Raw genomic sequence first — 25,666 nt, 5'->3', positions numbered from 1 at the left:
CGTCCTTTTCGCAAGGTTTGCTACACCCCCGGACATGACGAAAGCCACAGCCCTTGATACGGACAGCCGCGTCCTGATGAAACGCATCTGGCGCGAGGAAATGCGCCAGCATGTGGGACGGATCGTTTCCGTTGTTGTCCTGACCGTTCTGATGGCAGCGTTGACCGCGCTTTATCCCGCCGTCATCAAACGGGCCGTGGACATGTTCGCGGCGCATGATTCCCGCATCCTGTATCAGGTTCCGGCTCTTGTCGTGCTCGTGACGGGGCTCAAGGCTGCGTCCCAGTACGGGCAGACGATTGCCGTGCAGGGGCTGGTTCTGGCGGTGATCCGGGGATTGCAGTCCCGCATGTTTGCTCATTCGCTCCAGGCGGATGTCTCGACGATTGAGAAGGATGCGCCTGCCAAATGGGCCGCCCGCTTCACCACGGACGCCATTTCGATCCGTGAAGCGATGATTCGCGTGGTCAATGCGCTCGGAGACGCTGTGACGGTGGTGGGGCTGGTGATTTCCATGATCGTGACGGACTGGGAACTGAGTCTGATCGCACTCGTCCTCTACCCCGTCGCGGCTGTGCCGATCCAGAAGCTGGGCAAAAAAGTACGCCGGGCTTCGGGCGGCATGCAGGAGCAGATTGGCGAGACGTCGGCCCTGCTGAACGAAAGTTTCGCTCTGGCCCGGCAGATCCGTATTTACCGTATGGAAGACCGGGAAAGCACGCGGGTCGATCACTCCCTCGATCTACTCCATTCGGCATTTCTGCGCATTGCAAAAGGCCGTGCCCGCGTCGATCCGGTGCTTGAGGTTCTGGGGGGCGCAGCGGTGGCTGCCGTGCTGGGGTTCGCGGGCTGGCGGGCGGCGCAGGGTGGCGCGACACTGGGAGATTTCACTGCTTTCATCGCAGCCCTTCTCACCGCATCCCGACCCATCCGCGCGCTGGGATCTCTGAACACGGCCCTTCAGGAAGGGCTGGCCGGATTGTCGCGTGTTTTCGCTGTGATTGACGAACCTCCCGCAGTGATGGAGCGGACGGGTGCGAAACCCCTGCCTGCAGGAAAGGGACATCTGGTTTTCGAGCAGGCCAGCTACCGTTACGAGGACGGCAGGATCGCGTTGCGGGGCCTGACTTTCGACGTGCAGCCCGGCAAAACCGTCGCACTTGTCGGCCCCAGCGGGGCAGGAAAATCCACGGCGCTCTCCCTGATCCCGCGTCTGCATGATGTGAGTGAAGGGAGTATCCGGCTGGAAGGCGTGGATCTGCGTGATCTGACGCTTTCATCCCTGCGCGATGCCATCGCCTATGTCAGCCAGGATACGACCCTGTTTGACATGTCCCTGCTTGAGAATATCTGGATCGGGCGGCCATCCGCATCGCGCGACGAGGTCGAAAAAGCGTGTGCCATGGCGGCCGTCGATTTTCTCGATAATCTGCCAGCGGGACTGGAAACCCGCGTGGGACCGGGGGGACGTCGCCTGTCTGGTGGGCAGCGTCAGCGCGTGGCTCTTGCCCGCGCTCTTTTACGTAATCCGCGGGTACTGCTACTGGATGAGGCGACAAGCGCGCTTGATTCCGAAAGTGAAGCGCGGGTTCAGAAAGCTTTGGCTAATCTGCGCTCGGGCCGCACGACTGTGATCGTGGCACACCGCCTCTCAACGGTGCAGGCGGCGGATCTCATCGTCGTCATGGATCACGGAGCCGTCGTCGAAGCGGGGACGCATGCGGAACTGCTCCGGAAAGACGGTCTTTACGCGAGACTGGTGCGGACCCAGTCTTTGGCGGCGGCCTGAAACAGGGCCGTCAGTTCCGGGATCAGAGCGGCGTAAAGGTCTTTTTTGAAGCCCAGATCGCGTGCTAGCACCTCGTCCGGCTCAACCCATTCCCAGCAGTCGAATTCCGCTGGCTCATGAAGGTCCAGACGGATTTCGGAATCGCGTCCTTCATATCCCATCACGAACCACTTCTGGGTCTGCCCCCGGAAACGGCCCCCTAAAGCCTTTCCGATCAGGACAGCGGGCAGGTCGTAGGATAGCCATTCCTCGCGTTGGGCGAGGATACGCGCGTTCTGTGTTCCGATTTCTTCGCCCATCTCTCGCATGGCGGCTGTTTCGGGCGTCTCCCCCTCGTCGATGCCACCTTGTGGACACTGCCAGATCCGGCCCGGAAGATCTGTCCGACAGGCGATGAACAGCTTGCCTTCCCGGTTGAAGAGGGCAATTCCGACATTCGGGCGGTAGGGAAGGGTCATGGGATCGCTCATAGAGGGGCAACCGGGCTGGCGGAAGATAAATTGGCGGCCTGCTCGTTCCCGATACCGCTATCGACGAAACTTGAGGGAGGTACCAGGACGAAGCTGGCGGCCGCCGGGCCTTTGAGCCAGTTTGCAAGACGGTCGATCATGACGGGGGTGATGGGACCAACCATCAGCAGAATTTTCGTGGGCTTTCCCTTCTCGGGCAGCAGCGCGGCAAGACGGCTGTCCAGAGTGGCTGCGTCCGTGTCGCCATCAATCCAGGCCGTCGCGGTCATGCCGCGTGTGTGGCGACCATCCTGTGCGGAGCCTGCCAGATAAAGAAGACCTTTACTGCTGATGACGCTGGCGATCGGAGCAAAATCCGGCGAGGTCGCATAACCGCCGCCCGGTTGATCGTCCCCATTTTCAGAAGCGTCCGTCAGCCCTTCTGCGCCTGTGGCGCGGGACAGACACCATTCCAGTTCACGCTGGTCATCAGCCGCGGAATTGCCATATCCCAGCGCGTGCGGGCCTTCATCAACGCGCTCGGGATGCGCGCTCTGCATCGGAAGTGTGACATAGACTTCACGATGGCTGGCGTGGGCTCGGGCGATAATGTCGCCGATATTGCTGACATACGGCGAAATCCCAACGGCGACCGGAGCTGGAATGCGCGCAAGGACGTCGTAGGTGAGGGCGTCAGAATAACCAAAGCCCTGGAGCACGATTGCAATGGCGGTTTTGTTCGCCGGGATAGCCGCCAGCGGCGGCCTTACAACGGCTGCTGAATCGGTGGACGTGGAGGGCGTCACCGATGGAAGTGCCTGTTGTGTCACTGTGGTTGAAGGTGCTGTGACTGTGGGCGGAACGGCTTTGGAGGGAATGACTTCTGCTGTTGCGGGAGGCGCTGGCGTCTGCGTCTCAGGCGCACTGATAGGCCGGATCGCCTCTCTTGGCATCGGTGTGGAGACGATCGAGGAACTGCTGTGCGCAGGCGGGACTTCCGGTCGGGCTGGGGGCGTGACCTTTGCCAGAACGACGGGCTTATGCTGATGGAACAGGAATGCCGCCGCTCCGGCCCCTCCGGCCAGAAGGACTGCCCAGAACGCGATCAGAAGGCGTCCGATAACGGGAAGTCGTTGCCAGAGCCCTGCACGGCTGGAGGCGGGACGGTTCTGCACGATCCGGGATGTCCTTGTCAGTGATGTGCTTCGGGCGGCTTGGGTACTGCGGGAGCAGAGGCCTTGACCTCGGTCGCTGGTGCGGTCGCAGGGGCGGGGTTTGAAATGCCCGCCATGGCATTGATGACCTTGATGGCCTGCTGAAGCTGGAAATCTGTCGCAGGCTTTGTAGCGTCAAACGCGGGCCAGCTGGCATCCGGCATTTTGGGAATGGACTTCGCAATTGGCGGAATATCGGTGCGCGGCGTCTCGGTCGTACGGTTTCCGCCGATGTTCGTCAGGATGTGAGACAGATCCGCCTCGCGGTAGCCATAAGCATCGTCATCCTTTGTTTCGGATACAGGGATATCGGGTGTGATGCCAAGGCCCTGAATGGAACGGCCGGACGGCGTGTAGTAGCGGGCTGTCGTCAGACGGACTGCGCCCTGATCGCCAATCGGAATCAGGGTCTGGACCGAACCTTTTCCGAAAGTCTTTTCACCAAGGATGATGGCGCGGTGATGGTCCTTCAGAGCGCCGGCCACGATTTCACTGGCCGAGGCGGAGCCACCATTCGTCAGAACGACGATCGGCAGGCCATTGGTGATGTCCGTACCTTTCGCGTCCCAGCGCTGGTTGTTTTCCGCATGGCGACCGCGAATGGAGACGATTTCTCCATCCTTGATGAAGTCGTCCGCGACTGCGATGGCCTGATCGAGCTTGCCGCCCGGATTGGAGCGCAGGTCGAGAATGATTCCGGTCAGCTTGCCACCGGGAGTTTTGGCGGCTTCTGCCTTGAGCTTGTCGAACGCGGCATGCATGGCGCCTTCGAGATCGTCATCGAACTCGGTCAGACGGATATAGCCCGTGCTGCCATAGAGAGCGGATTTTACGATCTGGACATGGACGATTTCGCGCGTCATGTCGAAAGTCAGGGTCTTGCCGGTCTTGGGGCGCACGACTGTCAGGCTGATCTTGGTGCCCGGATCGCCGCGCATCTTGCGGACGGCCTGATCGAGCGTCAGATCGTCGATGCTCTTGTGGTCGACCATCGTGATGAAATCGCCTGGCTGGATACCAGCGCGCGCGGCCGGAGTGCCGTCGATCGGGGAGACGACACGGACATGGCCGGATTCACCCTGAACCTGAAGACCCAGACCGCCAAACTTGCCCGAAATCTCGGTCTGCATGTCGTGGAACTGGGCTGCGGTCATGTAGGAGGAGTGGGGGTCGAGATTGCCGACCATTCCATCCAGTGCGTTGTTGATGAGGTCCTTGTCAGACACGGGGTGGACGTATTCCGCCTTCACCACGTCCATCACCGTTCCCAGCAGCGTCAGCAGGCGGACGGTTTCCGCGCTGTTGTCATGGGAAATCTCACGGGCGAAGGCTGCGCCCGGAAAGTCGCCGGAGCCAGCAAGACGCAGGGCGCCCGGTCCAACAGCCAGTCCGGCCAGAAAGGCGGTGCCCAGCAACAGGCCACTGCGAAACTTCATGTGATCTCCATCCTCGGGCACGAAGGAACCTGCTGGCCTACGGTGCTCCGCAGGGAGACTAGGCCGGTTCAGGTTGCCAAATTACTAAGATACGATCCTACAAGGTCAGACGCGCTCGGCAAACCGGCTCAGAGGAAAGGCGCCGGGCTGACGACCTGTGCGCCGTGGCGGAGCTGGACGAACAGCATCCCTTCGGCCGCGGGCATCTGGCCGAGTGTGGCGGCTTTCCTGATGCTTTGGCCACCCGAAACCGTCAGTTGCCCCAGTCCAGATAATACGAAACGATAGTTGCGCCCGCAATCCAGGATCAGCATCTGCCCAAAGGAGCGGAAAGGGCCGGCAAATTCGACTCGGCCCGTACACGGAGCCTGTACGGGGGCGGAAGAGAGGGCGGCGTAGGTGATGCCGGTTGCCGGTCCGGCTTCCGTTGCCTGTCCCCAGCGGATGGCAACATGTCCCGGAACCGGGGCATGACCGTCATTGCTGGAAACCCCCTGTCCGGCGGAAGAGAGGGACTGGGCCTGTGAGCGCGCATGGCGGGCGCGCTCGAACTCGTGCTGGCGGGCAAGGGCTGCAGCTTCTTTTTCCAGTTCGGCACGGGCCTGTGCTTCCTGCTGTACCAGACTGCTGATCTCCGCAGACAGATCTGCTGCGGCCTGCATGGCGTCGGCAACGGCTTTGCGGGCTCTCTGCGCGCCCTGATCTGCGATGGCTTCCTGATGCGCTGCAACCCGGGTGCGGGCGGCGGCCGTGTTTCGTTCGTGGGTCTGTTGTGTCAGCAGCGTCGAAAGCTCTTTCTGTTGCTGTTCCAGATCGTTGCCGATGGCGCGGAGTTCATCTTCGCGAGACTGAAGGGTTCGGGCGCGCTGTCGGGTCAACTGGGAAAATCCGCCGAGAATGGACAGAGCGGTTACGCTTTCGGACGCTGTTTCGGGAGAGGCCAGCAACGCAGCGTCAGGAGCGATGGACAGGCGCGCGGCGACGGGGAGCAAGGGTTGCAGGGCGGCGTTCTGCTGGCGGATGTTCGCCTGGACCGCGGCCTGTCTGTTTTTCAGCTCTGTGATGCTGGCTTGCAGGGTCTGGATGCGGTTCTGGGTGCTGTCCATGGCGGACTGGGCCGTATGGGTCTGGGCGGTGTAAGCGAGCGTTCGGGCCGTGTCCTGTCGGGCTTTTGCCTCTGCCTGTGCCGACGCGATCTGTTTGGCCCGCAGGGCGGCGGCTTCTGAGGCCTGTTGCTGTTCCAGCGCGTGGCGTGCGGCCTGTGCGCGGGCGAGGGCTTTCTGCCCCGCACTTTGTTCCGCGCTTGGTGCTGTCAGCGTTGATTTCGCGACATGATGGTGTGGCGCATGGTGTGCTGTCGCCCAGTGGGGCGACAGGATCAGGGCAAGCGGCAGGACATGCCGTGGATCAGGCGCTTTCAAGCAGGGAGACACCCGTCATCGCGTCAGGCTGGCTGATGCCCATGAGCGCTAGCATGGTTGGGGCGAGATCAGCCAGGCGACCATCATGGATGGTCTTGCCGTCTGCATGGGCGAGAATGACCGGCACGACATTGAGTGTGTGGGACGTATGGGCGCCACCCGTCACGGGGTCGCGCATGGTTTCGCAGTTGCCGTGATCCGCAGTCACGAGCAGAGCGCCACCGGCTTTGACAATGGCGTCATTGATGCGTCCCAGCCCCTGATCGACCGTTTCGCAGGCCTTGATGGCGGCGGGCAGGGAGCCTGTGTGACCGACCATGTCAGGATTGGCGAAGTTCAGGACGACCATGTCAAATTTGCCGCTTTCAATGGCGGCAACGGCCTTGTCTGTCAGTTCGGGCGCGGACATTTCGGGCTGAAGATCGTAGGTCGCGACCTTGGGTGAGGGAACCAGAATGCGTTCCTCGCCCTCGAACTGGACTTCGCGGCCTCCGTTCAGGAAGTAGGTAACGTGCGGATACTTCTCTGTTTCCGCCATGCGAAGCTGTGTTCTGCCCGCTTTGGCCACCACGTCTCCCAGTAGATCGTCGAGCGGCACCTTGGAGAACAGGACGCTCATATAAGGCGACAGATGGTCGGAATAGCGTGACATGCCGCAGACGGACGCAAATTTTATCTTCCGGCCACTTTCGTATTCCGCAAAATCCGGAAGAACCAGAACGTCCAGAAGCTGGCGGATGCGGTCTGCACGGAAATTGCAGGATAGGATGCCGTCTCCGTTCTTCATGCCTGCGTAATCGCCCAGAACGGTGGGAAGAACGAATTCATCGCCCTTGTCGCTGTCGTAACTGGTCTGGAGGGCGGAAAGTGCATCCGGGGCGTGAGGCCCCTTCGCATCGCGGATGGCCGCGACGGCCAGGTCAACACGCTCCCATCGGCGATCGCGGTCCATGGCATAGTAGCGGCCGCTGAGTGTGGCGACTTTTACGCTGTCTGGCAGGTCCGTGAGGAATTTTCCGATGAACTGCTCGCCTGAGCGCGGCGCGGTGTCGCGGCCATCGCTGAAGATATGAACGGCAACGGGAATGCCTGCTGCGCTGACGATTCTGGCGAGTGCAACGACATGATCCTGATGGGCATGCACGCCGCCGGGCGAAATCAGGCCCATGAGGTGGCAGGTTCCGCCCGAGGCTTTCAGCGCCGCGATATGGTCCAGAAGGACAGGATTCTGAGCCAGTGAGCCGTCTCGGGCGCTGCGGGAGATGCGGGGGAGCTCCTGCATGACGACGCGACCGGCACCGATGTTCAGATGGCCGACTTCAGAATTGCCCATCTGCCCGTCCGGAAGGCCTACGTCCTCGCCGGATGTTTTCAGAAACGCGTGGGGGCTTGTGGCCCAGAGCGTGTCGAATGTCGGAGTGCGGGCGAGGCGGACCGCATTGTCGGAGTCATCCTCACGCCAGCCGAAGCCGTCGAGGATGACCAGCATAACGGGACGGGGCGTTGAGGATGCAGACATGACAGTCTCCTGAAGGGAAAGAAGGAGGGAACTGCCGTCCATCATGCCACCATTCCCCGCAAATGCGAACGCCCGCCATGAAGGCGGGCGCTGCATTGTGATCGCAGGTGGGGCTCAGAGCTTGTCGATACCGCTTTTGACAGTATCCTTGGCGTCACCGACGCCCTTCTGGACCTTGCCCTTGAGGTTCTGGGCGATACCCTCAGCCTCAAGCTTCTCATCGTTCGTCACGTGGCCGACTTCTTCCTTGATCTTGCCCGTCACCTGATTGGCGACGCCTTTGATCTTGTCTTCGATGGAACTCATGACCGGATCCTTCCGTCTTGATGTTGTACGGATCTTAACGGGTTTCATCGTGCCGGGTTGCGTCCTGACAGTTTAAGATGCGTGACAAAATACGGCCGCGCTTTCATACATCCCCAAAGATCCATTCCCAGAAGACGTCCCTCAGAGTTTCCGGAGAACCAGCATGACCCAGAGTTGCGGCCCGACCGGGCAGAACGGCAGTGGTTGCGGCGTCGGCCTGACACCGGAGCAGCGGCGCATCCTTCACGAACATGGCACGGAACGTCCCGGATCCAGCCCGCTCAATGATGAAAAACGGGCGGGAACCTATGCCTGTGCGGCCTGCGGACGTCCGCTGTTCTCCTCGGATGCGAAATATGACAGCGGCAGTGGCTGGCCGTCATTCTTCCAGCCTCTCCAAGGGGGCGTCGAGACGACGCAGGACAGCCGCTATGGCATGGTCCGCACGGAAGTTCACTGTGCGAACTGCAAGGGGCACCTGGGGCATGTGTTCCCTGATGGGCCGCCGCCCACGGGGCTGCGTTATTGTATGAATGGGCTGGCGCTCGATTTTCGCCCGGCCGAAGGAGAAAAAGCATGAGTCAGGCGCTGCCGCCTATCGTTCTCGACCATCCGCTGGTGCGCCACAAGCTGACCCGTCTGCGTGACCACAATACGTCCACGGCCGGTTTCCGGCGCCTGACGCGCGAACTCAGCCTGCTGCTGGCTTATGAAGCCACGCGGAACCTCTCGCTGGCGCCGCGCCATATTGAAGCGCCAAGCGGCCCGATGGAAGGTGAAGAACTGGATGGCAAGAAGCTTTGCTTCGTTTCCATCTTGCGGGCTGGCAACGGTCTGCTGGATGGAATGCTGGATCTGGTGCCGTCCGCGCGCGTAGGCCATATCGGGCTGCGTCGGGACCACGAGACGCTGGAAGTCAGCGAATATTATTTCAATATGCCGAGTGATGTTCCGGGCCGGACCTGCATCGTTCTGGACCCTATGCTCGCGACGGGACACTCCGCTGCGGCTGCGCTGACCCGCGTGAAGGCTGCCGGGGCGACAAACCCGATCTTTGCCTGCCTGCTGGCTGTTCCGGAGGGCATTGCCCATATGGCAGAACTGCACCCTGACGTGCAGATCGTGACCTGTTCGATCGACAGCCATCTGGACGAGCATGGCTATATTGTTCCGGGCCTCGGAGACGCGGGCGATCGTCTGTTCGGCACGCGCTAAAGCACGGGCACACGCTCTTGTGTGCTGAAATGTCAGGCGTTTTGTGGCGGGTATGGAGGCTCATTCTGAGGAGAGCGTTCCATGCCTGCCTATGCCCTGTTTATTCGTGACAAACTGGCTGATCCGACTGAATTTAAAAAATATTCGGAAGTGGTTGGTGAAACCTTCAAGGGTTTCCCGGCTAAAATCCTTGCTGCCTACGGCAAGCAGGAAAAACTCGAAGGCACAGAGCCTGATGGCGTGGTGATCATCGAGTTTCCGGACGCGGCCTCGGCCCGCGCCTGGTATGAAAGCCCGGCCTACCAGAAGGCTGCCGAGCACCGCTGGAAGGCCGCGACCTATAACGTCGTAATCGTCGACGGGATCTGAGGATCAGTCCCGCCGGACGATGTAATGCCGTGCCAGATCGGTTTCGATCTGGTGCGCGTGTTCGGTATCGCGGGCTTCCACCATCACCAGAAGTTCCGCCGTCTGAACGGACGGAGAGGCGAACAGGCGGTGATGGGAAACTTCGATGATGTTTCCGCCGTAATTGCCGATGCGGGTGGAGATATCTGCCAGCATGCCCGGCCGGTCGGGGATCTGGAAGATCAGCCGCAGGATCCGCCCATCCCGAAGAAGGGAGCGCAGGATCGTGTTGGCGAGGATGCGCGCGTTGATGTTCCCGCCCGAAAGCGGCAGGGCGACGCGGCGACCTCTGAACAGCTCCGGATAGGCGAGGACGGCGGCGAGACCCGTCGCGCCCGCGCCTTCGCAGACCTGCTTGGCCTTTTCGGCCAGTGTCGTGACGGCGCTCTCGACCTGAAGTTCGCTCACGACAAGGATTTTCGAGATCTTGTTGCGGAATGCGCTCAGGCAGTGATCACCGAGTCTGGTAACAGCGATGCCTTCCGCAATGGTCGATCCACCCAGTGTCGGGCCGTCTTCCTTCGGATAGCTGGACAGCGAGGCATAGGCCTCGACCTGAACGCCGATCACTTCAACATCCGGGCGCAGGGCCGCCATGACGGTGGCAAACCCACCGATCAGTCCACCGCCACCGACCGGCACGACGACTGTGTCGATATCCGGTGCGTCCTGCAGAAGCTCGAGCGCAGCCGTGCCCTGACCGGCGATGACGGCCGGATCATTGAACGGGTGAACGAGAACGCGCCCGTCCTGCTTCTGAAGCTCGGCGGCTGTTTCGCTGGCCTGCGCGAAATCGTCACCTGCGAGCACCACATTCGCGCCCCAGGCCTGCGTTGCCGCGACCTTGGTAGCGGGCGTGAAGCGCGGCATGACGATGGTGGCATCAATGCCGAGAAGACTGGCCTGACGGGCCACACCCTGTGCGTGATTGCCTGCCGAGACGGTAATGACGCCACGGGCCCGCTCTTCCGGCGTCAGGAGGGCCATTTTGTTGGCCGCTCCGCGCTCCTTGAAGGAGCCGATCGCCTGAAGGTTCTCAAGCTTGAGCGTAATGTCCGCGCCTGTCAGTTTGGACAGGGCAGGGCAGGAAATTGTCGGCGTGCGAACCACGGTGGACGCGATGCGCTCATGGGCGCTTTCGATGTCCGCAATGGTTACGACAGGAGTGGTGGACGTCAGGACGTCAGACATCAGCGATATGCGACCTTGAGGATTTCGTAAGTCCGGTCTCCACCGGGCGCGGGGACAGACACGGTATCACCGACATCCTTGCCAATCAGTGCCTTGGCTAGCGGCGAGGAAATCGAGATCAGGCCCTGCTTGATGTCGGCTTCATGGACGCCCACGATCTGGTACAGGGCTTCCTTGTCGGTTTCTTCATCGACAAGCTGGATATGCGCGCCGAAACGGACGCGCGTTCCGGTCAGCGTCGAAGGGTCGATCACTTCGGCGTTGGAGACGATGCTTTCCAGCTCCAGGACCCGGCCTTCGATGAAGGACTGGCGGTCACGGGCGGCGTGGTATTCAGCGTTTTCGGACAGGTCCCCATGTTCGCGGGCTTCTGCGATGGCGCGGATGACGGCCGGACGGTCGACGCTCTTGAGGGTCCGCAGTTCGTCTTCGAGACGCTGCTGTCCCTTCGCGGTCATGGGGATCTTCTGCACTCTGAAATCCTCGAAAAAGCGTGACTGAAACTTGATAAACAGCCTGACAATATAGGATTTCAGGGAGTTTTTTGCAAGATGGCGTATTTTTATTTATTGAAAAACGATAAAATCCTTGTTGGGTAAGGGGTGAGTGTGCTTATCGTTTTTCGATAAGGAGAAGCCATTATGAAGACAGTTGATAGTTTGTGCCGCATTCGTCAGGTTCTGCGTGTTCTCTCCGGTATCTCATCGGTGCTTTTCTGGAGCGGATTGATGCTGTTGGTAGGCAGCCTTCTGCTCGCGCCACTGCTCTACGTCTTCTGGGACAAGGCATCGCATTTGATATGGAAAGATGCAGGCGAGATATTTGGTCTCATGCTTGCTGTTGTCGACATGTACATACTGATGAATGTTTTAAGTGGTTCAATTAAGATTGTTGATAATTCCATTTCCGAAAAAATTTTTGCTCAAAATAATGCGGAAATCATGTGGGTTATTTTTAGAAGGATCGTTTATTTTTTCGGAATTGGCTTTTTCGGGGGAATATTTTCGAGCCTTCTTGACCCTGTAAAATTCGGCCCATTCCTGTGGATCAACTGTTTTTCGGATCTTGTTGATTCCCTGCTCTGTCTGGGACTGGTTTATCTTATTGCTTTGCTTTTCGGGGTAGGCGTTCAGCTTCAGTCCGAAATTGATGAGGTCATCTGATGCCGGTGCAGGTCAATCTGGATGAGTTGCTGAAGGCGCGGGGTATGTCTTTGACGGAACTGTCGGAGAAAGTGGGGCTGACGCTGGCCAATCTCTCCATTCTCAAGACAGGCAAAGCAAAGGCGATCCGTTTTTCGACCCTTGAGGCCTTGTGTCGGGTTCTCAACTGCCAGCCGGGCGATCTTCTTCGATATTCAGGCGACTGAAAATGAAAAACCCCGCCAGATTGCTCTGGCGGGGTTTTTTAAGGTCAGGAAGGGGTCAGAACTCACCCTTGAAGTAAGACTGGAGCGGGGCGACGCCCAGATCGTCTTCCTTCAGGACCGCGATCGCATAGGTCGCCGCACGGGCGCCTGCGATCGTGGTGTAATGCGGGATGCCCATCGTCAGGGCGCTGCGACGGATCTCGTAGCTGTCCTGTGCGGCCTGCCCACCCTGTGAGGTGTTGATGACCATCTGCACGTCGCCCGAGCGGATGGAGTCCACGCAGTTCGGACGGCCCTGCATCACCTTGTTCACGCGCTTTACGGGAATGTCGGCGGCTTCCAGACGGGACGCCGTGCCGCTGGTGGCAAGGATCGTGAAGCCCATGGCGACCAGCTTGCGGGCGAGAGGCTGGACATGCGCCTTGTCGCTGTCACGAACGGACAGGAACACCGTGCCCGCAAGCGGCAGCGTCACACCGGCGGCAAGCTGCGATTTCGCAAAGGCGCGCTCGAAGCTGGAATCCAGCCCCATGACTTCACCCGTGGAGCGCATTTCCGGGCCGAGGATCGTGTCGGCATTGGCGAAGCGGTGGAACGGGAACACCGCTTCCTTGACCGCGACATGCGGAGAGACCGCACCACCATCAAGCTTGAACTCGGTGAGTTTCGCGCCCGCCATGACGCGCGCGCCGATCTTGGCAACCGGAACGCCGGTGGCCTTGGCGACGAATGGCACGGTCCGGGATGCGCGGGGGTTCACTTCGAGAACGAAGACTTCCTGATCCTTGATGGCGTACTGGACGTTCATCAGGCCGCGGATGCCCAGTTCACGGGCCATGGCTTCGGTCTGGGAGCGCAGTTCCGTCACCAGTGCCGGGGAGAGCGTATAGGGCGGCAGGGAGCAGGCGGAGTCACCGGAATGGATGCCGGCTTCCTCGATATGTTCCATGACGCCTGCGACATAGACGTTCTCGCCGTCGCAGATGCAGTCCACGTCCGCTTCGATGGCGTCGTTGAGGTAGTGATCGAGCAGGACGGGACCGGTCGAGACTTCCGGGCCGGCGGCGCGCAGGACTTCGTTGAGGTAGCGCTTGAGGCCCGGTTTGTCATAGACGATTTCCATCGCACGGCCGCCCAGAACGTAGGACGGGCGGGCGACGACCGGGTAGCCGACTTCTTCCGCGATTTTCTCGGCTTCCGCCGGGCTGCGGGCGATGCCGTTGCGGGGCTGGCGCAGGCCGAGCTTGCGGAGCATGGTCTGGAAGCGTTCGCGGTCCTCGGCGCGGTCGATCGCGTCCGCTGGCGTGCCGAGAAGCGGGATGCCGGCGTCTTCAAGGGCGCGGGACAGCTTGAGCGGGGTCTGGCCGCCATACTGCACGATGCAGCCCAGAACCTTGCCGCCCTTTGCTTCGGTGCGGATCAGGGCGATCACGTCCTCGGCGGTCAGGGGTTCGAAATACAGGCGGTCCGAGGTGTCGTAGTCGGTCGAGACCGTCTCGGGGTTGCAGTTGACCATGACCGTCTCGAAACCGGCTTCGCGCAGGGCGTAGGCGGCGTGGACGCAGCAATAGTCGAACTCGATGCCCTGACCGATGCGGTTCGGGCCGCCACCGAGAATGATGATCTTGTCGCGGTTCGTCGGGCGGCTTTCGCATTCCGGCGTGCCGAATCCGCCTTCATAGGTCGAGTACAGATAGGGCGTGTCGGAGGCGAATTCGGCGGCACAGGTGTCGATGCGGCGATAGACCGGTGTGACAGCCAGTTTTTCGCGCAGTTCTGCGACATCTGTGACGCTCTGGCCGGAGAGGCGTGCGAGCTGGACGTCCGAGAAGCCCTGGGCCTTGAGACGGCGCAGGTTGTAGGCGTCCGTGGGCAGGCCGTTCTTTTCGATCTCGCGCTCGGAAGCCACGATGTCTTCGAGCTGGCGGAGGAACCAGGGCTCGAATTTGCAGGCTTCGTTGATCTGCTCGACCGACAGCCCGGCGCGCAGGGCTTGTGCGGCCATCAGGATGCGCTCGGGGCGCGGCTCGGCCAGGGCGGCGAGGTAGGCGTTGTGCGAACCGTCGCCGGGGGCTTCGACCGGGTCGAGGCCGGTGAGGCCCGTTTCCATCGAGCGCAGGCCCTTCTGGATGGCTTCGGCGAAGGAGCGGCCCACCGACATGGCTTCACCGACCGACTTCATGGACGTCGAGAGCAGCGCCGGGGAGCCGGGGAATTTCTCGAAGGTGAAGCGGGGGATTTTGGCAACGACATAGTCGATCGTTGGCTCGAAGGAGGCCGGGGTCGTTTTCGTGATGTCGTTCTTGAGTTCGTCCAGCGTGTAGCCGACGGCCAGCTTGGCGGCGATCTTGGCGATCGGGAAGCCGGTGGCCTTCGAGGCAAGTGCGGAGGAACGCGACACGCGCGGGTTCATCTCGATGACGACCAGACGGCCATCGGCCGGGTTGACGCCGAACTGCACGTTGGAGCCGCCGGTCTCGACGCCGATCTTGCGCAGGCACGCGATCGAAGCGTCCCGCATGCGCTGGTATTCCTTGTCGGTCAGCGTCAGGGCGGGGGCAACGGTGATGGAGTCACCGGTATGGACGCCCATCGGGTCGATGTTCTCGATGGAGCAGATGATGATGCAGTTATCCGCGGTGTCGCGGACCACTTCCATCTCGTATTCTTTCCAGCCGAGAACGGATTCTTCGATCAGGACTTCGGTCGTGGGCGAGGCATCGAGGCCGCCCGTGACGATCTGGTCGAATTCCTCGCGGTTATAGGCGATGCCACCGCCAGCGCCGCCCATGGTGAAGGACGGGCGGATGATGGCGGGCAGACCGACATCGGCCAGTGCCGCGCGGGCTTCTTCAAGCGTGTGGGCGATGGTGCTGCGGGGGCTTTCGATCCCGATCTCGTCCATGGCTTCGCGGAATTTCTGGCGGTCTTCCGCGCGGTCGATGACCTCTGCGTCCGCGCCAATCAGTTCCACATTGTGCTTTTTGAGGAAGCCGGACTTGTCGAGCGCCATGGCAGCGTTCAGGGCTGTCTGGCCACCCATTGTCGGCAGGACGGCGTCGGGCTTTTCCTTGAGGATGATGCGCTCGACGAATTCCGGGGTGATCGGCTCGATATAGGTCGCATCCGCCAGACCGGGATCGGTCATGATGGTGGCGGGGTTCGAGTTGATCAGGATGACGCGATAGCCTTCCTCGCGCAGGGCCTTGCAGGCCTGTGCGCCGGAATAGTCGAATTCGCAGGCCTGTCCGATGACGATCGGGCCAGCGCCGATGATCAGGATGGACTTGATGTCTGTCCGTTTTGGCATGGCTCAGGCTCCTGCTTTAGCGCGACGGTCCATGACCGCGACGAAACGCTCGAAAAGATAGAAACTGTCGGACGGGCCGGGGCTCGCCTCGGGATGGTACTGGACGGAGAAGGCGTCTTTCGTGGTGGAGGCGATGCCTTCGTTGGAGCCGTCGAACAGGCTCACATGCGTCACCTTCACGTCCGCAGGCAGAGACTTTTCGTCCACGGCGAAGCCGTGGTTCTGGCTGGTGATTTCCACGCGGCCGGTCTCGACGTCCTTGACCGGCTGGTTCGCACCGCGATGGCCGCGCTCCAGCTTGTAGGTCTTGCCGCCCAGCGCCTGTGCGAGGAGCTGATGGCCGAGGCAGATGCCGAAGACGGGGACGTTTGCGTCCAGCACCGTGCGGATGGCGGGGACGGCATAGGTGCCGGTCGCGGCCGGATCGCCGGGGCCGTTGGAGAGGAACACGCCTTCGGGCTTCAGTTCCAGAATTTCTTCGGCGGTGGCCGTGGCGGGCAGGACGGTAACGTCACATCCGGCGGTCACGAGACAGCGCAGGATGTTGTCCTTGGCGCCGTAGTCCATGGCGACCACGCGGCGGCGGTTTTCGGTCCGGGCCGGGCGGGTGGTTTCCCACACGCCTTCTGTCCAGACGCGTTTGGGCTGCGTAACCTCTTTGGCGAGGTCCATGCCTTCGAGGCCGGGCCACTGGCGGGCGCGGTTCAGCAGGCTGTCCGTGTCGATGCGGCCGTTTTCCGGGAAGGCGAGGATGGCGGTCTGTGGGCCGCTGTCGCGCAGAGTGCGGGTGATGGCGCGGGTATCGACGCCACTGATGCCTGCGCGGCCGTGCTGCTTTAGCCACGCAGCGAGGGGTTCATGCGAACGCCAGCTTGCGGGGGCGGTGATATCTTCCTTCACGACGGCACCGAGGGCGGCCATTTTCGGGGCCTCGTTGTCATCGGCATTCGTGCCGACATTACCGATATGCGGGAAGGTGAAGGTCACGATCTGTCCGGCGAAGGACGGGTCTGTCAGGGTTTCCTGGTAGCCGGTCATGCCGGTGGAGAAGCAGAGTTCTCCGACGGCGCCTTCCGTATGGGCGCCGAAGCCGCGGCCCCACAGGACTGTCCCGTCTGCAAGGACAAGGGCGGCGTTGGCGCCGGGAGGGCAGGGATTGGACACGTCCGTCTCTCTTTCTTGTTCTTGTGGGGTGTGAGGTGCGGTGAGATCCGCTGTCAGATCCTGAAGGGCGATTCCCGGCACGCGCAGCAGGGCCGGCCAGTGTTTGGTGGGGACCATGCGGGACTGGCGCCATTTGCGCACGGCCTCCAGCCCGACGCCCGCAAGGGCGGCGATCTCGTCCGCGCCTCCGGCTTTTTCGATGATTCTGTCGATGTCCATGGTCGCCCCGTTGCTGACTGCCGGATGTACTCTGGAGCCTCTGAATAAGGGATCGGAAACGGAATGGGAAGTTTTTTCCCACTGCGCGCTCTGCATGCCCGGAGGGGGTGGGAAGTTTTTTCCGAATGGCTCGTTTCGTGCGTTGGGAGGCTGTCGGATTGTTGCAATCCGGCTTTTGTGCGATTTTGCTGCCATTCAAGGAATGAGGGACGGCTCGCCGAGGGAGTTTCCTGCGGGCTGTCCGATGAAGGAGAACGGCGATGTCGCTTCGCAAGCAGATCATGGATGACCTCAAGACGGCGATGAAGGCCGGTCAGTCCGAGACGGTGGCGCAGATCCGCGGGATCACGGCCAAGATCAAGGATCTGGATGTCGCTGCCCGTGCCAAGAGCGCCGAGGTGACGGATACGGACATCATTTCCGCCCTGCGCTCCATGATCAAGTCCCGCACGGAATCCGCTACGATGTATCGTGAGGGTGGCCGTCCGGAACTGGCGGAAAAGGAAGAGGGCGAAATCGCGACGATCAAGTCCTACCTGCCGCCGGAACTCGATGAGTCCGCGCTGAAGGCCGGCATTGCCGAAGCGGTGCAGAAGACCGAAGCGGCGGGCATGAAGGACATGGGCAAGGTCATGGCGGCTCTGAAGGAGCGCTTCGGCGCGGATCTGGACCCGGTGAAGGCCAGCGCGCTGGTGAAGGCGCATCTCTCGGCCTGATCGGCCGTTCAGAAGGTCATGATGCAGAAAGCCGCTCCTTCGGGGGCGGCTTTTTTGTTGGGACGGGCGTTTGACAGCGGAGCGTGGAGGTCATCACTCTGATGTCCGGATTTTACGAATGAGGCCAGAATGTCCGCAGGTGGTTCAGCGAAGGTCGTTTTCATTGCCCTGGGGGTGAATTTCGGGATTGCCTGCGTGAAGGGGGCTGCTGCGCTCCTGACCGGTTCGGCGGCCATGCTGGCGGAGACGGTTCATTCGTTTGTCGACTGCGGCAACCAGATCCTGCTGCTGGTGGGGATGAAGCGGGCGGCGGCTCCGGCGACGAAAGAGCATCCGCTGGGACATCACCGGGAGCTTTATTTCTGGACGCTGGTTGTGGCGGGGGCGCTGTTTGTCGGCGGTGGCGTCGCATCCCTGCATGAGGGCTGGGAAAAGGTCTGGCATCCGTCGGCGATGGAGTCTGTCCACATTCTGGGACATGTCTTGCCCGGCTGGTGGCTGAACGTGGCCATTCTCGGGATTTCGGGCAGCATGGAGGGATATGGTTTTCTGGCGGCCATGAAGTCCATGCCATCGGGCAAGGGATCGCTGTGGACCATGATCCGGCGCAGTACCGATCCGGGGCTATTTGTAGTGCTGTTCGAGGACGGCGCGGCGCTGGTCAGTCTGATGATCGCGCTGCTCTTTACGGTTTTGTCCGTTGTGACGGGGTGGCATATTCTGGATGGCGTTGCGTCGCTGCTGATCGGGGTGGTTCTGGTGATCGTGGCGGTGCTGCTGACGAACGAGACGCGCTCTCTGCTGGTCGGGGAGAGCAATCCGGAAATTGACGCCTATGTGCGCAAAGAGGCGATGAGACTGCCGGGTGTGGTCGGGGTGAACGAGGTCGTGACCGAAACGCGGGGACCGGGGAGCATCATCGTTCTGCTGTCGCTGGACTGGGAGGATACGTTGACAGCGGGGCAGGTCGAGCAGGGGGTTTCTGCGCTGGAGCGGGTGACGCGGGCGCGGTATCCGTCGGTCATGCGGATGTATGTCGAAGCACAGGACCACAGGGATGGTGTGCCGGTTCCGATCTGAAGCGGGCTAACCGGGCTTCCGTTGAAGAAAGCCCGGTGTGGTGTGCTTACTGGGGCTGTGCCGGAGCCGTTGCGGCAGGCGCGGTGGTTGAAGGTGTCGTGCCGGTCATCTGGCCGGGCTTTGTGGAGTGTTCCACGTCATAAGCCGTTGCCTTTTCTTCGTAAGAACCCTTGGCGCCCGGGTGCTCCTGATCGTACAGGGCCGCCTTGGCGCGGGCTTCCTTGCGGTAGCGGTGACGCACATACATGCCGGTCACGCAGCCGCCCATGGCACCCAGAACCCCATGATGGTTGGCGACGTGGCCGCCGACGGCACCGGCGGCACCGTATTTGAGGCATCCGCCCGGTTCTGCCTGTGCTGTCGTAAGCGACGTCGCCAGCAGGCCGGTTGCGGCTGCAAGCATCAGGTACTTTTTCATGAATGCTTCCTGTTGTTCAAAACTGCCGGAGCACCCGGCAGCAGAGAGAGAGGGCTTTAAGCATGCCTTAACCCTGCATCCGGAACAACAGGCCGGGCAGGGGCAGAAATCTGAAACGGGGTGTGACGGATGTGGATTCTGGAAGAAAGTTTCCTTTAAACATGAGCGCTGGCGCTGTATGCGCTCATGGTTCTTCTCTCTGACGTGCATGAAAGGCTCTTTCTGCCCATGGCAATTGATGCGGCCTTTCTGGATGAATTACGGAACAGGACGCCGCTTCCGTCGCTGATCGGGCGCCGCAACAAGCTGGTGAGGTCTGGGCGGAACTGGAAAACCTGCTGCCCGTTTCACGGCGAAAAAACGCCGTCCTTCTACATTTATGACGATCATTTCCATTGCTTTGGCTGCGGTGTGCATGGAGATGCGATCTCTTATGTGATGCAGAGCGAGGGGCGCAGTTTTCCCGAAGCGGTCGAACAGCTTGCCTCTGAGGCCGGGCTTGAGGTCCCGAAAGCGGATCCGCGAACCGAGGCGCGCGCGCGCGAAGCGCAGTCTCTGGGCGATGTTCTGAATCTGGTGCAGGAAAGTTACCGCCGCCGTCTGTATCGTCCGGAGGGACGCGAAGGGCTGGCCTACCTGCGTGGACGGGGCCTGACGGATCAGGCGATCGAGCGGTTTGGTCTGGGCTGGTCAGGGGACGGGCGGCAGTTGCTGGACGAACTGCGGCCGCATGGCGTGAGCGTCGAAATGCTGATCCGCGCGGGCGTCATGCGGGTGGACGAGCAGGGGGCTCCGAAGGGGGAGCTGTTCTTTAACCGTGTGACGTTCCCCATCCGCGATCGGCGGGGGCGGATGATGTCCTTTGGTGCACGGACGCTGGGAGACGGGCAGCCCAAATATCTCAATGGTCCGGAGACGGCGCTGTTTTCCAAGCGGCGGACATTGTTCAATCTCGATCTGGCGCGGGAAGGCGTGCATCGCGGAGCGGATCTCGTGGTGGTCGAGGGGTATATGGACGTGATCGCCCTGGATCAGGCCGGGTTTGGGGGGGCAGTCGCCCCTCTGGGCACCGCGATGGGGGAGGAGCAGCTTGAACTGCTGTGGCGCATGTCGCCGTCGCCGATCCTGTGTCTGGACGGCGATGCGGCAGGGGCTCGGGCGGCGCTTCGTGTGTGTGAAGTTTCGCTGCCGCTGCTTTCACCGGAACGGACGATCCGCTTCTGCCGGCTGGACGCGAAGGACGATCCGGACAGTCTGATCCGCAGCCGTGGACCGCGGGCCATGCAGGAGGCTCTGTCCGGGGCGACGTCCATGGCGGAGGAACTGTTCGGGCTCCTGACTGCGGGACTGGTCGATCCAGGGCCGGATCAGCGGGCGGCGCTGCGGGAAAAGCTGGTGACGCTGTCGAAGCTGATCCCGGACAGGGCGTTGGCTTCGGAATATCGCAGCACGCTGCTGGACATGTTCTTCGAGCGTTTCAGGCGAAAAAAGACTTTCCAGCGCAAGGGTGGCGAAAGTCTGAAGCTGTCCACGCAGGCCCCCGGCGCGATGCGCGATGTGGAGTCGGGGAATGTGGAGCGGCTCAACATCATGACGGCGATGCTGCTGCGGCATCCCGATATCCTTCCGGAAGTGGAACAGGCCTATGCGGGGCTTTCTCTTCCGTCCGATCTGGATCGTTTGCGCTCGGCTCTTCTGGACTGGTCCTGTCAGGAAGAGGGGCGCGATGCCCTGACGGAAGAGAGCTGCATGGCGTGGCTTGAGGGACATGGACTGACGGATCTGGCCGAGGCGCTGAAAAGCGGGCCGTTGCCACGAAGTGTGGGAGACGGGAAGGTCCGGGACGAGGTTTTGACGGTGGATGTCATTGAAAGTTGGTGGCATTTTTATGCCTTGGTCAATTTTCAGACCTTCGAGCGCACTCTTGAAGAAGATGTGACCAAAGCCGTGGTGAATGGTGACATGGAGCCTTTTGTGGACGAGAATGGCCAGAGCGGACTGCGCTTCCCCAGTGCGCTTATGACCCGGCTGCGTGTGCGCGACGCTTTGAAAAGCGGAGAGAGAGTCGGAGAGTGACTGGACTGATGTAGCGGCAGGGCTTGTTGTAAAGAAATGGAATCGGAACGACTTTTATTCCCGAAAGGTTGCATTCTTTGGAGCCGCAATCTTGACTTCGGGCGAAGGATCGACCACCTGCACGCTGCCGGATTGCTAACTCGCGGCGGAGTTGACGGAGAGACGAATGGCGACGAAAACAGCCTCTGGAACGGATCGGAACGCGCAGGAACAGGAGGGGGATACCACTCTCCTTGATACGCAGTCCGCTGCCGTCAAGCGGCTGATCGCCAAAGGGCGTGAACGCGGGCATATCACTTTTGATGAACTGAATGCGGTCCTGCCGCAGGACCAGATGTCTTCGGAGCAGATCGAGGACATTATGGCGGCCCTGTCGGAAATGGGCATTCAGGTCATCGAGAACGAGGAACAGGACGAAGCCGAGGGCCCTGCTGAAAAGGAAGCCGAAGCTGAGACCGAGGAAGCCGAAGGCCCTCAGGGCGGCAACGTCGATGCCGAGGCTGCCAGCCGCACGGATGATCCGGTCCGGATGTATCTGCGTGAGATGGGTTCGGTCGAGCTGCTGTCGCGCGAAGGCGAAATTGCGATCGCCAAGCGGATCGAAGCGGGTCGCGATGAGATGATCGGCGGCCTGTGCGAGAGCCCGTTGACGATTCGCGCCATCATTTCCTGGCATGAGCGCCTCAAGGACGGCGAGATGCTCCTGCGTGACATCGTGGATCTCGAGGCCAGTCAGGGGGGTGGTCCCGACCCCGATGCGGTCGAGGGTGAAGAGGGCGATGAGGCGTCTGAAGAGGACGACAAGGCCGAGGACGAGAGCGAAGAGGGCGACGGCGAGCAGCAGGAAGGCAGTGGCCTGTCCCTGTCGGCGCTGGAAGAAAAGCTGAAGCCGGAAATCCTGGCCCGTTTTGAAGCCATCGAGCCGCTGTATCACAAGCTGCGCAAGATCCAGATCAAGCGTATTGAAGCCCTGACGGGCGGCGAGGATCACTCGGACAAGTCTGAGCAGACCTATGAAAAGCTGCGTCATGAGCTGGTCAGTCTGGTTGAGCAGGTGCATCTGCACAACAACCGGATCGAGGAACTGGTCGCGCAGATCAAGATGCAGGTCCAGAAGCTGAACGGCGTTGAAGGCCGGATGATGCGTCTGGCCGAGAACTGCAAGATTTCGCGCGATGACTTCCTCATCAAGTATCGCAGCCGCGAACTGGATCCGACCTGGCTGGACAGCATTTCCGCGCTGCCAGGCAAGGGCTGGAAGAACCTGACGACCAAGCACATGGACCAGCTGCGCAATCTACGTGGCGAGATTGCGGCGCTGTCGCATGAGACGGGCCTGCCGGTTGGCGAGTTCCGCCGCGTCTATGCGACCGTTTCCCGTGGCGAGCGTGATTCCACGCGTGCCAAGAAGGAAATGATCGAGGCGAACCTGCGTCTGGTGATCTCGATCGCCAAGAAATACACGAACCGTGGTCTGCAGTTCCTGGATCTGATCCAGGAAGGCAATATCGGCCTGATGAAGGCCGTGGACAAGTTCGAGTACCGTCGCGGTTACAAGTTCTCGACCTATGCGACCTGGTGGATCCGTCAGGCGATCACGCGTTCCATCGCGGATCAGGCCAAGACGATCCGTATTCCGGTCCATATGATCGAGACGATCAACAAGCTGGTCCGCACGTCGCGTCAGATGCTGCATGAAATCGGGCGCGAGCCGGCTCCGGAAGAGCTGGCCGAGAAGCTGGGCATGCCGCTTGAAAAGGTCCGCAAGGTCCTGAAGATCGCCAAGGAGCCGATCTCGCTTGAGACGCCGATTGGTGACGAGGAAGACAGCCATCTCGGTGATTTCATCGAGGACAAGACGGCCGTTATTCCGCTGGATGCTGCGATCCAGACGAATCTGCGTGAAGCCACGACACGCGTTCTGGCGTCCCTGACGCCGCGTGAAGAGCGCGTGTTGCGGATGCGCTTCGGCATTGGCATGAACACGGACCACACCCTTGAGGAAGTGGGCCAGCAGTTCAACGTCACGCGTGAGCGTATCCGTCAGATCGAAGCGAAGGCTTTGCGCAAGCTCAAGCATCCGAGCCGTTCGCGCAAGCTGCGCTCCTTCCTCGACGACAACTGAGCCGCCTGAGAGCGCGCGGCGGTGTTGCCGGACTGGCTCAGGCCGAAAGGGGCATCCACCCGTCTTGCGGTGGATGTCACTTTTCTGGAGGTGTGTTCGTCCCGGCCGTCTCCGGTTCTGCCGGAGGGGTTTTCTCTCTCTCGTATGACGGGGGCTGAGGTAGTCGCGCTCTACCGCTTTCTGTATCTGACAGTCGGGCAGGATTACTGCTGGTGGATGCGCCGGTCGATGCCGGATGCGGAACTGGGAGAAATCCTCCACGATCCAGCCGTTCATTTCATGGTTCTACGTGACAGCCGCGGCGAACCGGCGGGTTTCTATGAGCTGGATCTGCGGCAGGGCGGGGATGCCAATCTGGCCTATTTTGGTCTTCTGCCGCCGGCGATGGGGCGCGGGCTCGGACGGGTGCTTCTCGACCATGCCGTTGCGCGGGCGTTCGGGGCAGGGAGCTGGAGGCTGAGGGTCAATACCTGCACCCTGGACCATCCCAATGCACTGCCGAATTATCGTCGGGCGGGATTTTCCGTCCGGCATGTCGTGTCTGAAACATGGGACGTTCCAGACGAATATGTGCCGGAAAGGCTGAAGCGACTCTGAGTTAAGGCTTGCTTTTGGGGGCTGTGCGTGATTAATGCCGCCTTTCCCTGCCGGGCGATGTGGCATCGCACCGGCTATACCCGTGCCCTGAAACATGGGCCCTGTTTCCGGCATGGGCCGGGACCAGTCGCGGGTTGACCCAATCCGAAGGGAGTCTTCATGCCATTGTATGAAAGCGTGCTCATCGCACGTAATGATGTGTCGCAGGCTCAGGTGGAAACCCTGGTCGAGACCATCGAAACCCTGCTCAAGGACAACGGCGGTTCCATCCAGAAGCGTGAGTTCTGGGGCCTGCGTTCCCTCGCATACCGCATCAAGAAGAACCGCAAGGGCCATTACGTCCTGCTGGGCCTTGACTGCACCCCCGACACGCTGCGCGAAGTAGAGCGCCAGCTCGGCCTGAACGAAGACGTGCTGCGCGTTCTCACGCTGCGCGTTGACGAGATCGACGAGAACCCCTCTCCGGTTCTGGCTCGCAAGAGCGACGATCGTGGCGATCGCGGTAACTTCCGTGGCGGCTCCAAGCCGGCTGGTCGTTTCGAGAGCGGCCGTGGCGGTCCCCGTCGCAGCAGCGAAGATCGTGAGGAATATCGTGCACGTGGCGAGCATGACGATGTTCGCGAGACGGCTGGAGCGGAGTAAGAATCATGTCTGACACCATCACTCCCGACGTAAACGAAGTGAACCCCGCTGCCCGTCGCACGGCAGTTGGCGCACGTCGTCCGTTCTACCGTCGTCGCAAGTCCTGCCCGTTCTCCGGTGCCAATGCCCCGAAGATCGACTACAAGGACGTGCGTCTGCTGAGCCGCTTCCTTTCGGAGCGCGGCAAGATCGTGCCGAGCCGCATCACGGCCGTTTCGGCCAAGAAGCAGCGTGAGCTGGCACAGGCGATCAAGCGCGCCCGTTTCCTCGCCCTGCTCCCCTACGTTGTGAACTGAGGAGAGCATCATGTCCCAGACCGCACTGATCCTGCTGCAGCGGGTCGAGCATCTCGGCCAGATGGGTGACCTGGTGCACGTGAAGCCGGGCTATGCCCGTAACTTCCTGCTGCCCCAGGCCAAGGCCATGCGCGCCACGGTTGCCAACAAGAAGCGTTTCGAGACCGAGCGCGCCCAGCTTGAGGCCCAGAACCTCAAGAAGCGTGAAGAGGCCGAGCGCCTTGCCGAGCGCATGCACGAGCTGTCCGTTGTTGTCATCCGTCAGGCTGGCGACAGTGGCAGCCTGTATGGTTCTGTCAGCACCCGCGACATCGCGGTTGCCGCTACGGATGCCGGCCTGACGATTTCGCGTCAGCAGGTTGTTCTGGCGCACCCGATCAAGCAGCTTGGCCTGACGGAAGCACGCGTTGTGCTGCATCCGGAAGTGTCCATTCCGCTGACGGTTAACGTTGCCCGTTCCGCTGAAGAAGCAGAGCGTCAGGCTCGTGGCGAAGCAATCGGTGTGCAGGACGAGGATGAGAACATCCTTGGTGACCTGCAGGCTGAGAATGCTGCCGAAGAGGCTGCTGCCGAAGCTGGCGAGGCATCGGAAGAAGCCTGAGGCTTTTACCGCTGATCTCGTTTTGAAGAACCCGGCCGGGAATATTCCCGGGCCGGGTTTTTTTATATCCATTTGACTGGCAGGATACAACTACAGGCCCGCTGA

The 25,666-nt window shown here is 61.1% G+C and carries 25 protein-coding genes; 14 read left to right on the top strand and 11 right to left on the bottom strand.

Annotated features, from left to right (window positions below):
• Nucleotides 1-34 precede the first annotated feature (34 nt).
• On the top strand, nucleotides 35-1,789 hold the full coding sequence (locus tag A0U94_RS08810) for an ABC transporter ATP-binding protein (protein WP_077803129.1): 1,755 nt from the start codon (nucleotides 35-37) through the stop codon (nucleotides 1,787-1,789).
• Here A0U94_RS08810 and A0U94_RS08805 read toward each other — a convergent pair.
• The 6 genes from A0U94_RS08805 to A0U94_RS08780 form a co-directional block, all read right to left on the bottom strand.
• A complete protein-coding gene (locus A0U94_RS08805) occupies nucleotides 1,747-2,259 on the bottom strand; it encodes an RNA pyrophosphohydrolase (RefSeq protein ID WP_077803128.1) in 513 nt (170 codons plus the stop codon). The genes A0U94_RS08810 and A0U94_RS08805 overlap by 43 nt on opposite strands.
• Nucleotides 2,256-3,413, bottom strand: a complete 1,158-nt coding sequence (locus tag A0U94_RS08800; RefSeq protein ID WP_077803127.1) for a divergent polysaccharide deacetylase family protein — start codon at nucleotides 3,411-3,413, stop codon at nucleotides 2,256-2,258. Before A0U94_RS08800 ends, A0U94_RS08805 begins: the two co-directional genes overlap by 4 nt.
• A gap of 17 nt (nucleotides 3,414-3,430) precedes the next feature.
• Complete coding sequence (locus A0U94_RS08795) at nucleotides 3,431-4,888, bottom strand: S41 family peptidase (protein WP_062033242.1); 1,458 nt, start codon at nucleotides 4,886-4,888, stop codon at nucleotides 3,431-3,433.
• 128 nt (nucleotides 4,889-5,016) lie between these two features.
• Nucleotides 5,017-6,309, bottom strand: coding sequence for a murein hydrolase activator EnvC family protein (locus A0U94_RS08790; RefSeq protein WP_077803126.1), 1,293 nt, complete (start codon nucleotides 6,307-6,309; stop codon nucleotides 5,017-5,019).
• On the bottom strand, nucleotides 6,296-7,828 hold the full coding sequence (gpmI, locus tag A0U94_RS08785; RefSeq protein WP_077803913.1) for a 2,3-bisphosphoglycerate-independent phosphoglycerate mutase: 1,533 nt from the start codon (nucleotides 7,826-7,828) through the stop codon (nucleotides 6,296-6,298). Before gpmI ends, A0U94_RS08790 begins: the two co-directional genes overlap by 14 nt.
• A 114-nt stretch (nucleotides 7,829-7,942) precedes the next feature.
• The gene (locus A0U94_RS08780) at nucleotides 7,943-8,134 is read right to left on the bottom strand and encodes a CsbD family protein (protein ID WP_062033238.1); all 192 of its coding nucleotides are present in this window, start codon (nucleotides 8,132-8,134) and stop codon (nucleotides 7,943-7,945) included.
• A 163-nt stretch (nucleotides 8,135-8,297) separates the two neighbouring features.
• Here A0U94_RS08780 and msrB point away from each other — a divergent pair, with 163 nt between their 5' ends.
• The 3 genes from msrB to A0U94_RS08765 all read left to right on the top strand — a co-directional run bounded on the left by msrB (nucleotide 8,298) and on the right by A0U94_RS08765 (nucleotide 9,718).
• Nucleotides 8,298-8,714 (top strand): peptide-methionine (R)-S-oxide reductase MsrB, encoded by a 417-nt coding sequence (gene msrB, locus A0U94_RS08775; protein ID WP_062033235.1) that lies wholly within the window; start codon nucleotides 8,298-8,300, stop codon nucleotides 8,712-8,714.
• Entirely contained in the window at nucleotides 8,711-9,349 is a 639-nt protein-coding gene (upp, locus tag A0U94_RS08770) for a uracil phosphoribosyltransferase (protein WP_011251913.1), read from the top strand. The genes msrB and upp overlap by 4 nt, the downstream gene beginning before the upstream one ends.
• 81 nt (nucleotides 9,350-9,430) lie before the next feature.
• Nucleotides 9,431-9,718: a DUF1330 domain-containing protein gene (locus A0U94_RS08765; protein ID WP_062033232.1), complete on the top strand. Its 288-nt coding sequence runs from the start codon at nucleotides 9,431-9,433 to the stop codon at nucleotides 9,716-9,718.
• A 3-nt stretch (nucleotides 9,719-9,721) separates the two neighbouring features.
• On the opposite strand, the gene A0U94_RS08760 is transcribed toward A0U94_RS08765, so the two are convergent.
• Nucleotides 9,722-10,948, bottom strand: coding sequence for a threonine ammonia-lyase (locus tag A0U94_RS08760; protein WP_077803125.1), 1,227 nt, complete (start codon nucleotides 10,946-10,948; stop codon nucleotides 9,722-9,724).
• Entirely contained in the window at nucleotides 10,948-11,421 is a 474-nt protein-coding gene (greA, locus tag A0U94_RS08755) for a transcription elongation factor GreA (protein WP_062033225.1), read from the bottom strand. The genes A0U94_RS08760 and greA overlap by 1 nt, the downstream gene beginning before the upstream one ends.
• 168 nt (nucleotides 11,422-11,589) lie before the next feature.
• Between greA and A0U94_RS08750 the strand changes: the two genes are divergently transcribed.
• Both A0U94_RS08750 and A0U94_RS08745 read left to right on the top strand, forming a co-directional pair.
• Nucleotides 11,590-12,111 carry a hypothetical protein gene (locus tag A0U94_RS08750; RefSeq protein WP_062110092.1) on the top strand — a complete coding sequence of 174 codons (522 nt, stop codon included), beginning with the start codon at nucleotides 11,590-11,592 and terminating at the stop codon, nucleotides 12,109-12,111.
• A complete protein-coding gene (locus tag A0U94_RS08745) occupies nucleotides 12,111-12,317 on the top strand; it encodes a helix-turn-helix domain-containing protein (protein ID WP_062033219.1) in 207 nt (68 codons plus the stop codon). Before A0U94_RS08750 ends, A0U94_RS08745 begins: the two co-directional genes overlap by 1 nt.
• Nucleotides 12,318-12,372: 55 nt before the next feature.
• On the opposite strand, the gene carB is transcribed toward A0U94_RS08745, so the two are convergent.
• Together carB and carA are read right to left on the bottom strand one after the other, a co-directional pair.
• A complete protein-coding gene (carB, locus tag A0U94_RS08740) occupies nucleotides 12,373-15,627 on the bottom strand; it encodes a carbamoyl-phosphate synthase large subunit (protein ID WP_077803124.1) in 3,255 nt (1,084 codons plus the stop codon).
• A 3-nt stretch (nucleotides 15,628-15,630) separates the two neighbouring features.
• The gene (carA, locus tag A0U94_RS08735) at nucleotides 15,631-17,010 is read right to left on the bottom strand and encodes a glutamine-hydrolyzing carbamoyl-phosphate synthase small subunit (RefSeq protein ID WP_077803123.1); all 1,380 of its coding nucleotides are present in this window, start codon (nucleotides 17,008-17,010) and stop codon (nucleotides 15,631-15,633) included.
• Nucleotides 17,011-17,270: 260 nt separating this feature from the next.
• Here carA and A0U94_RS08730 point away from each other — a divergent pair, with 260 nt between their 5' ends.
• Together A0U94_RS08730 and A0U94_RS08725 are read left to right on the top strand one after the other, a co-directional pair.
• Entirely contained in the window at nucleotides 17,271-17,726 is a 456-nt protein-coding gene (locus tag A0U94_RS08730) for a GatB/YqeY domain-containing protein (protein ID WP_077803122.1), read from the top strand.
• Nucleotides 17,727-17,855: 129 nt separating this feature from the next.
• Nucleotides 17,856-18,806, top strand: coding sequence for a cation diffusion facilitator family transporter (locus tag A0U94_RS08725; RefSeq protein ID WP_077803121.1), 951 nt, complete (start codon nucleotides 17,856-17,858; stop codon nucleotides 18,804-18,806).
• A 46-nt stretch (nucleotides 18,807-18,852) separates the two neighbouring features.
• Here the strand turns inward: A0U94_RS08725 and A0U94_RS08720 are convergent, their stop codons facing one another.
• The gene (locus A0U94_RS08720) at nucleotides 18,853-19,224 is read right to left on the bottom strand and encodes a hypothetical protein (protein WP_062110099.1); all 372 of its coding nucleotides are present in this window, start codon (nucleotides 19,222-19,224) and stop codon (nucleotides 18,853-18,855) included.
• 228 nt (nucleotides 19,225-19,452) lie between these two features.
• Here A0U94_RS08720 and dnaG point away from each other — a divergent pair, with 228 nt between their 5' ends.
• From dnaG to rplI, 6 genes are all read left to right on the top strand, one after another.
• Nucleotides 19,453-21,300 (top strand): DNA primase, encoded by a 1,848-nt coding sequence (dnaG, locus tag A0U94_RS08715; protein ID WP_077803912.1) that lies wholly within the window; start codon nucleotides 19,453-19,455, stop codon nucleotides 21,298-21,300.
• A 166-nt stretch (nucleotides 21,301-21,466) separates the two neighbouring features.
• Nucleotides 21,467-23,425 (top strand): RNA polymerase sigma factor RpoD, encoded by a 1,959-nt coding sequence (gene rpoD / locus A0U94_RS08710; protein WP_062033200.1) that lies wholly within the window; start codon nucleotides 21,467-21,469, stop codon nucleotides 23,423-23,425.
• A 21-nt stretch (nucleotides 23,426-23,446) separates the two neighbouring features.
• On the top strand, nucleotides 23,447-24,022 hold the full coding sequence (locus A0U94_RS08705) for a GNAT family N-acetyltransferase (RefSeq protein ID WP_208611624.1): 576 nt from the start codon (nucleotides 23,447-23,449) through the stop codon (nucleotides 24,020-24,022).
• Between the two features lie 159 nt (nucleotides 24,023-24,181).
• Nucleotides 24,182-24,664, top strand: a complete 483-nt coding sequence (rpsF, locus tag A0U94_RS08700) for a 30S ribosomal protein S6 (RefSeq protein WP_062033192.1) — start codon at nucleotides 24,182-24,184, stop codon at nucleotides 24,662-24,664.
• A gap of 5 nt (nucleotides 24,665-24,669) precedes the next feature.
• Nucleotides 24,670-24,960: a 30S ribosomal protein S18 gene (gene rpsR, locus A0U94_RS08695; protein WP_062033187.1), complete on the top strand. Its 291-nt coding sequence runs from the start codon at nucleotides 24,670-24,672 to the stop codon at nucleotides 24,958-24,960.
• Nucleotides 24,961-24,970: 10 nt separating this feature from the next.
• Entirely contained in the window at nucleotides 24,971-25,561 is a 591-nt protein-coding gene (gene rplI, locus A0U94_RS08690; protein ID WP_062110103.1) for a 50S ribosomal protein L9, read from the top strand.
• Nucleotides 25,562-25,666 lie beyond the last annotated feature (105 nt).

The sequence above is a fragment of the Gluconobacter albidus genome (genome assembly GCF_002005485.1).
GTDB classification, from domain to species: Bacteria; Pseudomonadota; Alphaproteobacteria; order Acetobacterales; family Acetobacteraceae; genus Gluconobacter; species Gluconobacter albidus.
The sequence above is the reverse complement of the archived record's forward strand: the minus strand, read 5'-3'. Positions and strand labels throughout refer to the sequence as shown.

What these genes read in the sequence shown, in the direction of transcription:
- msrB (WP_062033235.1), top strand. Translation starts at nt 8,298, where the DNA reads ATGACCCAGAGTTGCGGCCCGACCGGGCAGAACGGCAGTGGTTGCGGC.
- A0U94_RS08795 (WP_062033242.1), bottom strand. Translation starts at nt 4,888, where the DNA reads ATGAAGTTTCGCAGTGGCCTGTTGCTGGGCACCGCCTTTCTGGCCGGA.
- rpsF (WP_062033192.1), top strand. Translation starts at nt 24,182, where the DNA reads ATGCCATTGTATGAAAGCGTGCTCATCGCACGTAATGATGTGTCGCAG.
- A0U94_RS08780 (WP_062033238.1), bottom strand. Translation starts at nt 8,134, where the DNA reads ATGAGTTCCATCGAAGACAAGATCAAAGGCGTCGCCAATCAGGTGACG.
- A0U94_RS08810 (WP_077803129.1), top strand. Translation starts at nt 35, where the DNA reads ATGACGAAAGCCACAGCCCTTGATACGGACAGCCGCGTCCTGATGAAA.
- A0U94_RS08745 (WP_062033219.1), top strand. Translation starts at nt 12,111, where the DNA reads ATGCCGGTGCAGGTCAATCTGGATGAGTTGCTGAAGGCGCGGGGTATG.
- gpmI (WP_077803913.1), bottom strand. Translation starts at nt 7,828, where the DNA reads ATGTCTGCATCCTCAACGCCCCGTCCCGTTATGCTGGTCATCCTCGAC.
- A0U94_RS08750 (WP_062110092.1), top strand. Translation starts at nt 11,590, where the DNA reads ATGAAGACAGTTGATAGTTTGTGCCGCATTCGTCAGGTTCTGCGTGTT.
- rpsR (WP_062033187.1), top strand. Translation starts at nt 24,670, where the DNA reads ATGTCTGACACCATCACTCCCGACGTAAACGAAGTGAACCCCGCTGCC.
- A0U94_RS08720 (WP_062110099.1), bottom strand. Translation starts at nt 19,224, where the DNA reads ATGAAAAAGTACCTGATGCTTGCAGCCGCAACCGGCCTGCTGGCGACG.
- A0U94_RS08725 (WP_077803121.1), top strand. Translation starts at nt 17,856, where the DNA reads ATGTCCGCAGGTGGTTCAGCGAAGGTCGTTTTCATTGCCCTGGGGGTG.
- A0U94_RS08805 (WP_077803128.1), bottom strand. Translation starts at nt 2,259, where the DNA reads ATGAGCGATCCCATGACCCTTCCCTACCGCCCGAATGTCGGAATTGCC.
- rplI (WP_062110103.1), top strand. Translation starts at nt 24,971, where the DNA reads ATGTCCCAGACCGCACTGATCCTGCTGCAGCGGGTCGAGCATCTCGGC.
- A0U94_RS08765 (WP_062033232.1), top strand. Translation starts at nt 9,431, where the DNA reads ATGCCTGCCTATGCCCTGTTTATTCGTGACAAACTGGCTGATCCGACT.
- A0U94_RS08730 (WP_077803122.1), top strand. Translation starts at nt 17,271, where the DNA reads ATGTCGCTTCGCAAGCAGATCATGGATGACCTCAAGACGGCGATGAAG.
- rpoD (WP_062033200.1), top strand. Translation starts at nt 21,467, where the DNA reads ATGGCGACGAAAACAGCCTCTGGAACGGATCGGAACGCGCAGGAACAG.
- carB (WP_077803124.1), bottom strand. Translation starts at nt 15,627, where the DNA reads ATGCCAAAACGGACAGACATCAAGTCCATCCTGATCATCGGCGCTGGC.
- carA (WP_077803123.1), bottom strand. Translation starts at nt 17,010, where the DNA reads ATGGACATCGACAGAATCATCGAAAAAGCCGGAGGCGCGGACGAGATC.
- A0U94_RS08760 (WP_077803125.1), bottom strand. Translation starts at nt 10,948, where the DNA reads ATGTCTGACGTCCTGACGTCCACCACTCCTGTCGTAACCATTGCGGAC.
- upp (WP_011251913.1), top strand. Translation starts at nt 8,711, where the DNA reads ATGAGTCAGGCGCTGCCGCCTATCGTTCTCGACCATCCGCTGGTGCGC.
- dnaG (WP_077803912.1), top strand. Translation starts at nt 19,453, where the DNA reads ATGGCAATTGATGCGGCCTTTCTGGATGAATTACGGAACAGGACGCCG.